This window comes from Massilia sp. S19_KUP03_FR1 (assembly GCF_036688685.1).
GTDB lineage: Bacteria > Pseudomonadota > Gammaproteobacteria > Burkholderiales > Burkholderiaceae_D > JALYUM01.
In genome coordinates this window covers 1-12,667 of record NZ_JAQQPS010000012.1, presented here as the reverse complement: position 1 = coordinate 12,667, position 12,667 = coordinate 1, and the positions used below count along the sequence as shown (strand labels likewise).

The window sequence follows — 12,667 nt, the reverse complement described above, 5'->3', positions numbered from 1 at the left end:
TTCATGACCCCCACCATTCCCACCACCCGACCCGCGAGCGCGACCGCAGCCGGCCTCGTTTCGCGACTGTGCCTGTTGCTGCTGTGTTCCGCTTACCTGCAGGGCGGCATCGACAAGGTGCGCGATTTGCCCGGCGCCGTCGCCGAGATGCAGCACTTCGGCCTCGCGCCGGCGCTGCCGTTCGCGCTGCTGACGATCGCCGGGGAGATTGGCGCGTCCATCCTGGTGGTCGCCGGCATCAAGCGCTGGCTCGGTGCCGCCTATCTCGGCTTGTTCACGCTGATGGCGACCATGCTGGCCAACCGCTTCTGGGAACTGGCGGGCGCGGCGCGCATCGCGCTGGAAAACGGTTTCTTCGAGCACCTGGGTCTCGCCGGCGCGTTCTTCCTGGTGGCGTGGGTCGATTACCACGCCCCGGCGCTCAGGCGGCCCACCTGACGATACGGCGCGCCGTCAGCCGGCCGGCGCCCATCACCAATGGGAACCCAGCGGCGGCGACCAGGGAGATGAGGGATCGCGCACATTTTATCAATCACTTACTGCACGCTTGCCCTTTTCTATGCAAGATTCAGCTTAGAAGCGGTGCTGGATACCGGCGGTCAGGCCGCGCTGTTTGTCGGCGCCGCCGGCTTCGTCGCGTGACATGCTGACCAGCTTGCCGTTCCTGGCCTTGGCGTAGGAGACCGCCGAGTACAGGTCGGTCCGTTTCGACAGCGCGTATTTCAGGCGCGCGACATACAAGGTCGGATCGGCGTCGGTGTTGGCGGCGACGTTTTTCACGTCCAGGTGATACACCACGCCGGTCAACGTGATGGCGGGCGTGGTCTGGTAGTTCACACCGGCCCAGTACAGGGTGCCTTTCACGTCCGCCGCGCCAGCAGCGGCCGGGTCGAGTTTGTAGTCGCGCGCGACGGCCTGGATTTTCAGCGGGCCGTTGGCGTAGATCGCGCCCAGGTGGACAGCGGTGGTCTTGTCGCGGTTGCGGATGGCGGCCACGGTGGTGCCATTGATTTTTTCAAACGTGGCCAGCAGCGTCACCGGGCCGAACTCATAGGTGGCGGCGCTCGACAGCTTGGCCGCGTCGGACGTGTTGCCGGCCACTTCGCCGACGCCATAGGAAACGCCGTACTTGAAGGCGCCGACGCCGCCGCTGTATTTGATGGTGTTGTCGAAGGCCGTGGCCATGCCCATTTTATTCGACAAGGAACCGTTCGACGCCACGGCCCACGAGTAGTACTGCGCATAGGCCATTGGATCGAACGACACGACGAAGTCATACACGGTGGTGAAGGTGCGGCCAATCACGACCCGGCCGAAGTTGCCTTCCAGGCCGACGTTCGCCTGGCGCTTGAACATCGGCGTATCCTGGGTGCCGGTGTCGAGTAAAAACCCGGATTCCAGCTGAAACACGGCTTTCAAGCCATTGCCCAGGTCTTCGTTGCCGCGCAAGCCCCAGCGCGACGTGTTCATGCCGCTCGAGCTGATGCGGTTGACTGTGCCGCGGGTGGCGGTGGCGCCAGTGCCACTGGGGACGTTCGATGTGTTTTCATAAAAGGCGTCGATCAAGCCGTAGAAGGTCACGTTCGATTGCGCGTTGGCCGCGCCAGCCATGGTCAGGGTGGCGCAGGCGGCCAGCGCGAAGAGGGTCTTTTTCATTTGATGAATATCCTGAGTGATAGTTTCTGGTGATGGACCAGATGAACTGCGTGAATCAGCGTGCCGCTATGAAGCCACGGGCTTTCAATGGTTTGTTTGAAACGATGACCTGGTTACACCACGCCACCGTCGGTGCGAAGATATTGCCGCCCAGGCAGGCCTGGAACGGCGCCATGGGCTTGCACTGCTTGATTTTCACGGCGTCTTAAAACGTCTCCCACTCCTCCTTGTCGGTGGCGATGGACGGCGCCTTGCGGGTGGCCGCGGCAGGGCTTGCGGCAGGTGCTTTGCGCAAGGCGATGGCGGGCCTGGCACGCGCCGCCGGGGCCAGTTTGGCCGCGCGCGCCGGTTGCTGCGCGCGCGTCGATCCGTCGATCCGGAATACGCTGACCACCTCGGCCAGGCCGGCGGCTTGTTGCTGCAGCGATTCCGCGGCGGCCGACGCTTGCTCCACCAGCGCGGCGTTTTGCTGGGTCACGTTGTCCATCGCAATGATGGCCTGGTTGACTTGCTCGATGCCGCCGGTCTGTTCCTGGCTGGCAGAGCTGATCTCGCCCATGATGTCGGTGACGCGGCGGATACTGTCGACGATCTCCTTCATCGTGCTGCCGGCCTCGCCGACCAGCTTGGTGCCGGCGTCGACGCTGCCGACCGAGTCGTCGATCAGGGTCTTGATTTCCTTGGCGGCGGCGGCCGAGCGCTGCGCCAGGTTGCGCACCTCGGAAGCGACGACGGCAAAACCGCGACCCTGTTCGCCGGCGCGGGCCGCTTCCACGGCGGCATTCAGGGCCAGGATGTTGGTCTGAAAGGCAATGCCATCAATCACCGTGATGATGTCGGCGATCTTGCGTGAGGAATGGTTGATCTCGCCCATGGTCTGCACCACTTGCTCGACCACGTTGCCGCCGCGCGAGGCGACATCGGAAGCGGTCACCGCCAGCTGGTTGGCCTGGCGCGCATTGTCGGCGTTTTGCTTGACGGTGCCGGTCAGCTCTTCCATCGAGGAGGCGGTCTCTTCCAGCGAACTGGCCTGGTGTTCGGTGCGCGCGGACAGGTCGTGGTTACCGGCGGCGATCTGGCTTGACGCGGTGGCGATCGAGTCGGTGCCGCCGCGCACCTGGCTGACCAGGTTCGAAAGACTGCCGTTCATGTCCTGCAAGGTTTGCAGCAACTGGCCGATTTCGTCGTCCGAATCGACCACGATGCGGCCGGTCAGATCACCGTCGGCGACCAGACGTGCGGCCGCGATGGCGCGCTTGAGCGGGCCGGTGATGCCGTTCGTGAGGGCCCAGGCGCACAGCGCGCCGAGCAGCAGCCCCAGACCGGCCAGGCCGATGAGCAGGCTCCGGCTCGATGCGGCCGTGGCGTCGATGGCGGTGGCGATGCCATCCATGTGGTGTTGTTGTAGCGTGACCAGTTCGGCCAGTTTCTGCTGGTAAGCCACGGACGCTGGCAGATAGGCGGACTGGAACAGTTTGGCGGCCTCGTCGGCTTGGCCGCTGGTTTTCATCTTGATGATATCGGCGCGCGCGGCCTGGAACAGTTTGCGCTGCGCCATGATGGCTTGATAGAGTTGTTTTTCGTCGTCGGAGACCAACAGCGGCACCAGTTTTTCCTGCAGGGCGTTGGTGCCTTTGGTGACGTTGCGCGACTCTTCAGCGAAAAATTCGATGAGTGACGGGTCGCTGCTTTTCGCGATCGCGGTAGTGCGGCGGATCGCGGCGATCACCGCGCCATACCATTCGGTGACCATGCGTTCCTTGGCCAGCGGTTGCTGCATCATTTCCCGGGTCGATTGGGCCACGTCCTGCAAACGGCCAATGGCGATGGTCGTGCTCAGACCCGAAATCAGCAATATCATGCCGAAGCCCAGTGCGAGCCGGGTTCCGATGCGAATATCCTTGAATTTTTTCATTTCCTTGCCTTTGGCGGAATTAGTAATGTTGGTTAATTGTCTGCAAAGTGACATATTTGTTTTGTAATTCCGCAGGGCAATGGATCTTCGCATAAATAAAGTACGATCATCAGAATCAATAAAATTGATTAATTTTCTGTTGTTTTTTGATTTAATTGATTTTTTTGCCAGAATCCAGCTGATCGATCGCCAGAATGGGTGGGTGCCATCACCACTCTCAGGGCGGACCGCAGGATGCCCTCGACGCCCCACCCCTCCACCCGGCAGATCTGCGTCAAAGCGACCGAAGGGCCCCGCATCCGCCTGACGCAGGCAGCCTGCCGCAGCGCCGCGTGCGAATTACATACACGTGCAAAAAAACCATCACGTTTTGTTTTCTCGGCATCACATATACCGTATAAACTAATGATGTTTTGTAAATATCGATTGTTGATGATTGTGAAGGCGCATCCCTCCCTCCAGTGGAACGCACCATGCATGTTTGCCCCAGTCGTAGCGTATTGCTGTTTGCACTTTGCATGGCCGCGTCGCTGGCCGGCGCAGGGGCGGGCGCGTCGCCCGTGTTCGACGCCGCGCGCGCGCGCCTGCAGGATGCGGAGACCGTCAAAGCCCTGAGCGACGAGGGGCGCGTGCTGTATCAGCGCGACCGCATCAAGCTCGCCGGCTATCAGTATTGCGGGCAGGCGGTGGCGCTGGCCGAGCGCGGCGAGTTTCGCCTGAGCATACAGGCGGCCAGCAAAGCATTGATCATTGGGCAACGCGAAGGCAACGACAATCTGGTCGCCTCGGCCAAGCGCGACCTGGCCATCTCGTACAGTTATGCCGGCGACCTCGACCATGCCGACCAGTACGCGCGCGACGCCCTGGCCAGCGGCGGTGTCGGCACGCCCGCGATTGCAGGCCCGGCCCTGAAAACCCTGGGCGACGTGGCCGCGCGTCGCGGCCGGCCGGCCGACGCAATTGCCCACTACCTGCAGGCGGCAAGCGCCGCCAGCGCAAAATTTCGCCCATTGGTCGACATTGCGCTGGCCAACGCCTATGTGCAGGACGGCCAGCTGGCGCAGGCGCGCACCCTGTATGCCCGACTGGGCGCGCCGGATGCCGTCATGGCAATGCCGTTCAAGCGCGGCCTGGCCCGCTTGCGCCTGGCCGAAGGCGATTACCCGGGCGCGCTGGCCTTGTTCACCGAGGTGGTCGACAGCGCCGCCGGCTCGGACCTGTCCTACCACCGCCTGTGGGGCCAGGCCGGCCGCGGCGAGGTGCTGGCGCGTATCGGCGACCGGGCCGGCGCGCGCCTGGCCTATCGCGATGCCGTGCGCACCTCGGAAACCATTCGCAGCCGCTTTCGCAGCGAAGAATTCAAAGCGGGCCTGTTCGGCGACGTGCAGCAGGTGTTCGACCGGGCCATCGCCCTGTCGATGGCAGAAGGCGACAGCGCCGGCGCCTTCGCACTGAGCGAGCAAAGCCGCGCGCGCGCGCTGCTCGACCTGGTGCGCGAGCGCGTCGCCATGCCCGCAGGCGCCGCGCGCACGTCCCCTTTGAGCGCGGCGCAGGTGCGCGCGGCGCTGCGCGAGGGCGAAGCCATCGTCGCCTTCCACACGCTCGATGACGCACTCATTGCCTGGGTGGTGCGCCCGTCCGGCATCGATGGCTACCGTATCGCGCGCACGCGCAAGGAGGTGGCGCAGGACGTTGATGCACTGCGCCAGGCCATCCTCGAGCGCCGTCCCGCCGCGCGCGCACTGGGGGCGCGCCTGTACGCCACCTTGCTCGCGCCGCTGGCGCTGGTGCCCGGCGAAACCCTGCTTCTTGTGCCGCACGAGGCGCTGCACTATTTGCCATTCCAGGCCCTGCGCACCGACGCCGGTTACCTGGTGCAGCTGCATCCACTGGCCTTTGCGCCATCGGCCGGCCTGGCGCTCGAGCTGGCGCGGCGCAGCGCCGGGCGCCATGTCCCGCTGGCGGCCTTCGGCAACCCGGGCCTGGACGCGCGCATGGCGCTGCCGGGCGCCGAGCGCGAGGTGCAGCGCATCGTCGCGCTGTTCACCGGCGCCACCGTGTTCACGCAGGCGGCAGCCACGCCGTCGCAGTTTCGCGCCAGCGTGCAATCGGCCGGCATCCTGCACGTGGCCGCCCACGCCGAAGTCGACCTGGTCGATCCGCTGCAGTCGCGCATCCTGCTCGCGCCCGAGGGCGACGATCCGGGCTTGCTGGCCGCGCGCGACATCCATGGCCTGGCGATGGACCAGGTCGCGCTGGTCACCCTGTCGGCCTGCGAGAGCGGGCTGGGACGCATCGCCAGGGGCGACGAGGTGCTCGGTTTTACGCGCGCCTTCCTCAGCGCGGGCGTGGCCAGCCTGCTGGTGTCGCTGTGGCCGGTGGAAGACGATTCGACCGCGCTCCTGATGACCACCCTGTACGGCGAACTGGCGCGCGGCGCGCCGTCGGCGCAGGCCATGCAGAGCGCGCAACTGGCAGTGCTGGCGCAGGCCGGTTACGCCGAACCATATTTCTGGGCCGCGTTCAACCTGGTCGGCGACTGGCGCATGCAGCTGGCGGGCGGGGGCGCCCCATGATGCGACGGCTGGCCTGCTTGCTGCCGTTGCTGGTGCTGACGGCGTACGCCGCTGCCCAGGTCCCCGCCAGCCCCACCTTTTCGCTGACGGCCATCGCGTTTGCCGGGAACACCGTGTTCTCCGACGCCACGCTGCAGGCGCAGGTCGCCGACAAACTCGGCCAGCGCGTCACCTTTGCCGACCTGACCGCGCTGGCGGCGCGCGTCACGGCGCTGTACCACGACGCCGGCTACATCCTGACCGACACCGTGGTGCCAGGGCAGGAAATCGAGGGCGGCAAGGTGACCCTGTCGGTGCTGGAAGGGCGGCTGGGGCGGGTGCGGGTCGAGCGCGTGACCGATGTGCCGGTGCCCGAGCCCCTGGTGGTCGCCATCCTGGCCCAGCTGCAGCCCGGCCAGCCCATGACGCAGCAGCAGCTCGAGCGTGCCTTGCTGATGCTGTCCGATACACCCGGCATGGCGACCCAGGCGGCGCTGGAAGCGGGCGACGCACCCGGCGCGTTCGACCTCGTGGTTGACCTCAAGGCGGCCCCCCGCACCAGCTTTTCGCTCGACCTGGACAACCAGGGATCGCCCAGTACGGGCAAAAACCGCGTCGGCCTGCTCGGGCGCATCAACAGCCCGTTCGGGCGCGGCGACAATCTCGACCTGCGCCTGCTCAGTTCGTTTGGCAAGGGCCTGGCGTTCGGGCGCATCGCCTACGAGCTGCCGCTGGGCCGCAGCGGCCTGCGCGGGATTGTCGCTGCGGGCCACATCCAGTACCAGCTGGGACAGGATTTTGCGGCGCTCGATGCGCACGGCAGCGCCGACGTGCTCGAGCTGGGCCTCAGCTACCCCTTGATTCGCTCGCGCCGCGAGAACCTGTTCGGCAAGGCCACGGTTGAACACAAGTTGCTGGACGACCGTCTCGACGCCTTCGACCAGGTGTCCAGGAAACGCCTGGACAGCCTCGATCTCGGACTGGTCTACGAGCGGCGCGACGACTGGCAGGACGGCGGCTATGTCAGTGCCGGTCTGGATGTCATCAAAGGCCACCTGGCGCTGCGTTCGGAGCCGGATCGCCTGCTCGACCAGGGACCGGGACGCGGCACGGCGGGCGGCTTCGTGCGCGCCACCTTCCAGCTGGCGCGCCTGCAGGCGCTCGGCCACGGCTTGTCTGGCTATGTTGCACTGGCCGGCCAGTGGGCCAACAGCAACCTCGACAGTGCCGACAAGATCGCCGGCGGCGGCCCGCGCGCCGTGCGCGCCTACTCGTCGGCCAGCGGCATCGGTGACGAAGCGGCCATCGTCAACGCGGAACTGCGCTGGGCCGCCAGTGCCAGCACCACCGTCAGTGCGTTTTACGACCTCGGGCGTGTGCGCCTGAGCCATGCACCCGCACCCGGCGTCGATAACCATCTCACGCTGAGCGGCGTCGGCGTCGGCCTGTACCAGGGCATTGCAGCGAGCATGGCGCTGCGCGCCAGCGCGGCGTGGCCGACACGCCACAGCGGCCCCGCCATCGATGCCAGCGGCGCCCGCCTGTACGCCCAGATCGTCAAGACGTTCTAAGGAGACCCGCATGCGCATCCTCTCGCCCCGCACCACCATGGCCGCTGCGCTGGCGTGCGGCCTGTCCGGCGTGGCGGCCGGCGCGCCCACCTTGTCCGGCGTGGTGGCCGGCTCGGCCCAGATCACGCAGCCGAACAGCACCACCACGCTGGTTGCGCAGGGCACCGGCAAGGCCATTTTGGCATGGCGCGATTTTTCAATCGCGGCCGGCGAAACCGTGCGCTTTCAGCAGCCGGACGCCAACAGCGTGGCGCTGAACCGTGTCACCGGCAGCGACCCGAGTGCCATCCTGGGCAGCCTGAGCGCCAACGGCAAGGTGTTCCTGGTCAATCCGAACGGCATCCTGTTCGGCGCCCAGGCCCGCGTCGACGTCGGCAGCCTGGTGGCCTCGACGATGGACATCGCCGACCAAGATTTCCTGGCCGGCCGCTACCAGTTTGCCGGCACCAGCGGCGCCGCGCTGCGGGTCGATGGCGCGCAACTGCGCGCGGGCGAGCGCGGCACCATTGCGCTGCTAGGCGCCAGCGTAAGCAATAACGGCACGCTGACGGCGCGCCTGGGCACGGTCGCTCTGGCGGCGGGCGAGGGCGTCACGCTCGACTTCAACGGCGATGGCCTGACCCGCATCGTGGTGCAGCCGGCGCGCCTGCAGGCGCTGGTGGCAAATGGTGGCGCCGTGTATGCCGACGGCGGCCAGGTCGTCATGACGGCGGCCAGCATGCAGGCGCTGGCCGCGTCGGTTGCCCAGCATGGCACGCTGCAGGCCAATGCACTGGTCGAGCGCAACGGCAAGCTGGTGCTCGATGCCGGCGCCACCGGTCGCGTCGACCTGACCGGGACGCTGGCGGCCACGGGCGCACATGGCGGCACCGTGAGCGTGCGCGGGCAGGCCCTGTCCCTGGCCGCGACTGCCGCCATCGATGTGCGCGGCGATAGCGGCGGCGGGACCGTCCTGATCGACGCTGCCGGCGCGCTCGACCTGCACGGCAAGGTCCGCGCCGATGCGCTCAGCGGCAGCGGCGGGGCCGTCGAGACGAACGGCGCCGTGGTCGATGCATCCGGCTTTTCCGTCAGCGCGGCGTCCGGCGCCGGGCCGGCCGGCAGCTGGACCCTGACGGCGCCGGCCATCGCGCTCGACGCGCCGCTTGCGGCCAGCATCGGGCGCACGCTCGATGCCGCGACCAACGCCGTCGTGCAGGCGCGCGTCGAGGGTGCGGGCGATATCGTGGTCGACGCGGCGGTCCTGAAGGCGACGCCTGGCGCGGCCGCGTTGCGCCTCGACGCCGGCGCGAACATTGTCATGGCCCCGAACGCGCGCATCGCCGCGACCGGCAGCGGGGCCAGGATCGATGTCGACCTGAACGCTGGCGCGATCGTGCTCGAGCCCGGGGCCTCGATCGCCAGCGGCGGCGGCAGCATTGGCTTGTCTGGAGGCAGCGACAAGCTGCCCGGCTACGCTACCAGCAACGCTTTGCATGAGAACGGCATCCTGCTCGACGGCGCCACGCTCGATGCGCGCAACTGCCAGTGCGATACGCGTCCGGCCGGCGCCATCACCCTGCGCGGCGCCGGCGCGGCGGCCGGTGTCGCGCTGGTTAACGGCAGCCGTATCGCCGGCGCCGGCAATGTCGCCATCACCGGCGTGGCCGAAGGGTTCAGCGGGCGGGGGCTGGTGATGCATGGCGCCACGCTGTCCACGATTGGCGCCGGGACACTCACGCTGCTGGGCCGCGCCGCCAGCGGCCGCGGCGTGGATCTGGCCGACGTCCAGCTTGGCAGCGTGGATGGCGCGCTCACCATTGCCGGCGAATCGGCCGGCCGGCCGGCCGGCGTCGCGCTCGACGGCGTGCAGATCGGCGGCGCGACGATGCGCGGGACGGTGGCCATCAGCGCGCTGAACCATGCGGTGGTGTTGAGCGACACGCCGGTCCAGCCGATGCTGGCCGCTGGCGCCGGCCATCCCAGCGCCATCCGCACCACTGGCGTCATCCACTTCCGGCCCGGCGGGGTGGATGCCTCTGGCGCACCGACCAGCGCCCTGGATGTGCCGATCGGCGTGGGGACGGCGCAATTGCCGTTTCAGCTGGATTTGGCGGCGTTCGGCATCCAGCCCGGGTCGACCGTCGTGATCGGCAGCAGCGCCCAACGCGGCACGCTCCAGTACAACGCTGCGGCGCTGTTCGATGGCAACCTGACGTTGCAAAGCGGTGGCGGCATCACGTTCACGGCCCCGCTGTCCGCCACCGGCCTGGTGACGCTATCGTCTGGCGGCCTGGTCGACAGCCAGGATGTCGCGCTGAGCGCAGGCAGCCTGCTGTTGCACGGCAGCGGCCCGGGGGGGCAGTTTCAACTGACCAACGCCGGCAACCGTATCGGCACGCTCGCGCTGACCACCATGCACGGCGAGGTCGACGTGCTCGACAGCACCGCGCTGGTGCTTGGTCCCCTGCAGGGCCGCGGCTTCAACGAGATCACCGGGGCCGCGACGACCATCGATGCGGCCACCAGCGTGGCCGGGGGAAATGTGCTGGTGCGCTCGGCCGGCCGGCTGATATTGGCGCAGGACGTCGCCAGCCTGGACGGCGACATCACCCTGGTGGCCGGCACCGCGTTCGACAACCGCGCCAACGGCAGCTTGCTGGTCGGCGCCGGCCGCCGCTGGCAGGTCTACGCCGATACCTGGTCTGAAGAAGTGCGCGGCGCGCTGGCGCCAACCCAGCCCAATTTTTACCACTGCGGCTATGGCGCCGCCTGCGGCACGGCCCGCGCCGGCAACGGCTTTATCTATCGCCAGCAGCCGGCCGTGACCATCACCGGTGCCACGCTGGCGCGCGTGTACGGCGACGCCAACCCCGCGTTCACCTACGGCGTGACGGGCCTGGTCAACGGCGACAGCGCGGCCGATGTGCTGGCCGGCGCCTTCGGCAGCGCCGCCACGGCGGCATCGAACGTGGGCCGCTACGCGGTCACCGGCAGTTTTACCTCACCGGCGGGTTATGCCGTCACGGTGCGCGACGGCGCGCTGACGGTGACGCCGGCTGCGCTCCTGATCGCCATCGATGACCAGCACAAGGTGTACGGCGGCGCCGATCCACGCCTGTCCGCGACCTACACCGGACTGAAACTGGCCGACACCGGCGCCGTGGCCAGCGGCCTGCGACTGGCTGCGCCCACCGGCGCGGCCGCCCGCGCCGGCAGCCACGCCATCACCGGCAGCGGCGCCACGGCGTCCAATTATGCGATCACCTACCAGGCCGGCACGCTGACGGTGGCGCCGGCCCTGCTCACGTACAGCGCGGATCCGGTCACGGCCTGGGTCGGGACGCCGGTGGGCAGCTTCAGCGGCAGCGTGACCGGTTTCGTATACGGCGAATCGCTGGCCAGCGCGACCACCGGTGCGCTCGCGTTCAAGGGGCCGACCGGGCGCGTCGCGCGTGCCGGTACCTACCCGCTGGAGGGCAGCGGCCTGGCAGCGGCGAACTATGTGTTTAGGCAGGCGCCGGGCAACCTGAACGCCCTGGTCGTGCAAGCTGCGCCGTCTTATGTGGCGCCTGCCATCGGCCGCGATGTGACGTTCAGTAGCAGCGATTTGTACGATAAAAATATCGGCGAGATGCGGGTGTGCGTCGGCGCCGGTGCACTGGCGGCGGCCGGCGTCGGCGCCGTGAACGACGCGCTCGGCGTGGAATGGTCGCGCGTGCGCCTCAGCCCCAACCTGAGCAACTGTTTCATCCTGGGGCAGCGCAATGGCTGCAACGATTTTTAAAGCAACAAGGCTTGCTATTTCTTCCATCCGATTGCCGAGGTCATTATGAAAATCAAGACGCTGTTTTCCCTCTGTTTTGTTGCCGCATCCATTCCCGCGTTGGCGCAGGAGGCGCCGCTCCTGGCCGAAGGCAAAGTGACCCAGGATAGCCTGATCGACGCATTGACGCCGGCCCCGGCGCCGCTGCGCACGCGCTCGATCCGGGTGCTGCGCGATAGCGCGCCAGCGGCGCCGGCCAGGCGCGCCAGTGCGTCGCTGTTGATCACGTTCGAGACCAACTCGGCCGAGCTCACCGCGCAAGCGAAACGGGCGCTCGACGTGGTGGGCGGGGCGCTCGGGTCCGACAAGCTGGCCAGTTTCCGTTTCGGGATCGAAGGCTATGCCGACCCGCGCGGTCAATCGGCGCGCAACCTGAAACTGTCGCAGATGCGGGCCGAGTCGGTGCGCGACTACCTGGTCGCGGCCCACCACATCGACCGCGCACGCCTCGAACCGGTCGGCAAGGGCGACGTCGACGTTCTCAATAAATCGGACCTGAGCGCGCCGGAGAACCGCCGCGTCACGCTGGTGAACCTGTCGCAATAGCCGGCTAGTTCACTTCTTCGATGGCGAAGCGGCTGGCGCCGTAAGCCGCGGAACAGGGCGCCGTGCAGGTGGGTGTGCCGGCAAACAGCGGCGTGGCGCCGCGGTAGGCGCGCTGCAGTGCGCCGGCGCGCGCGACGGGGAACTCGGCAAACAAGTCGCCCTGCACCAGGCCGGCACTGTCGAAACTGCGCGGTGCGTCGGAGACGATGGCAACGAATTGGTCGACGCCGGCCGGTCCTTCCACACCCATGCGCCATCCAGTGCGCGGCAGTGTCACGGTTTGGCCGGCCTTGATGCGGTTGTCCTTGTCGACGGCATTCGGGAACAGAAGGTAGAAATTGTTACGGTCGCTGCCCACCATCTGCACGTACAGGTAGCCGTCACGGCTGGCGTGGACGGCGAACTGGAAGCGATCCTTGCCGATGCGGACCTGCGATTGTTGCGCGGTGACGATGATGGCACGGTCGGGCTGCGCGCCGTTGGCGACCTGCTCAAGCGCCGTCAGGGGATCGAAGGGTGCCGGTACGGCCTGCGCCGGCGCCGGCACCGGAACCGGCAGCGCGGCCCGCGGCGGCGCGCCGCCGGCCAGCCAGACGGCCAGGCCCGCGCCCGCCAGCAG

Annotated in this window: 10 protein-coding genes; 5 read left to right on the top strand and 5 right to left on the bottom strand. The window is 67.6% G+C overall.

Annotated features, from left to right (window positions below):
- The first annotated feature begins 3 nt into the window (after positions 1 to 3).
- A complete protein-coding gene (locus V6M87_RS14490; RefSeq protein WP_332877354.1) occupies positions 4 to 438 on the top strand; it encodes a DoxX family protein in 435 nt (144 codons plus the stop codon).
- A 135-nt stretch (positions 439 to 573) separates the two neighbouring features.
- Here the strand turns inward: V6M87_RS14490 and V6M87_RS14485 are convergent, their stop codons facing one another.
- From V6M87_RS14485 to V6M87_RS14470, 4 genes are all read right to left on the bottom strand, one after another.
- Positions 574 to 1,656, bottom strand: coding sequence for a porin (locus V6M87_RS14485; protein ID WP_332877353.1), 1,083 nt, complete (start codon positions 1,654 to 1,656; stop codon positions 574 to 576).
- A gap of 55 nt (positions 1,657 to 1,711) precedes the next feature.
- Entirely contained in the window at positions 1,712 to 1,855 is a 144-nt protein-coding gene (locus tag V6M87_RS14480; protein ID WP_332877352.1) for a hypothetical protein, read from the bottom strand.
- Between the two features lie 6 nt (positions 1,856 to 1,861).
- On the bottom strand, positions 1,862 to 3,571 hold the full coding sequence (locus tag V6M87_RS14475; RefSeq protein WP_332877351.1) for a methyl-accepting chemotaxis protein: 1,710 nt from the start codon (positions 3,569 to 3,571) through the stop codon (positions 1,862 to 1,864).
- Positions 3,572 to 3,699: 128 nt separating this feature from the next.
- Positions 3,700 to 4,050 carry a hypothetical protein gene (locus tag V6M87_RS14470; RefSeq protein WP_332877350.1) on the bottom strand — a complete coding sequence of 117 codons (351 nt, stop codon included), beginning with the start codon at positions 4,048 to 4,050 and terminating at the stop codon, positions 3,700 to 3,702.
- Between the two features lie 39 nt (positions 4,051 to 4,089).
- On the opposite strand from V6M87_RS14470, the gene V6M87_RS14465 reads away from it, so the two are divergent.
- The 4 genes from V6M87_RS14465 to V6M87_RS14450 are packed head-to-tail and all read left to right on the top strand — an operon-like array spanning position 4,090 to position 12,048.
- Positions 4,090 to 6,147 (top strand): CHAT domain-containing protein, encoded by a 2,058-nt coding sequence (locus V6M87_RS14465; protein ID WP_332877349.1) that lies wholly within the window; start codon positions 4,090 to 4,092, stop codon positions 6,145 to 6,147.
- Positions 6,144 to 7,697, top strand: a complete 1,554-nt coding sequence (locus V6M87_RS14460) for a ShlB/FhaC/HecB family hemolysin secretion/activation protein (protein ID WP_332877348.1) — start codon at positions 6,144 to 6,146, stop codon at positions 7,695 to 7,697. Before V6M87_RS14465 ends, V6M87_RS14460 begins: the two co-directional genes overlap by 4 nt.
- Before the next feature lie 10 nt (positions 7,698 to 7,707).
- Positions 7,708 to 11,463, top strand: a complete 3,756-nt coding sequence (locus tag V6M87_RS14455) for an MBG domain-containing protein (RefSeq protein WP_332877347.1) — start codon at positions 7,708 to 7,710, stop codon at positions 11,461 to 11,463.
- 45 nt (positions 11,464 to 11,508) lie between these two features.
- Entirely contained in the window at positions 11,509 to 12,048 is a 540-nt protein-coding gene (locus V6M87_RS14450) for an OmpA family protein (RefSeq protein WP_332877346.1), read from the top strand.
- 4 nt (positions 12,049 to 12,052) lie between these two features.
- Here the strand turns inward: V6M87_RS14450 and V6M87_RS14445 are convergent.
- A partial coding sequence (locus tag V6M87_RS14445) for a DUF4384 domain-containing protein (protein WP_332877345.1) occupies positions 12,053 to 12,667 on the bottom strand: 615 nt, incomplete at its 5' end.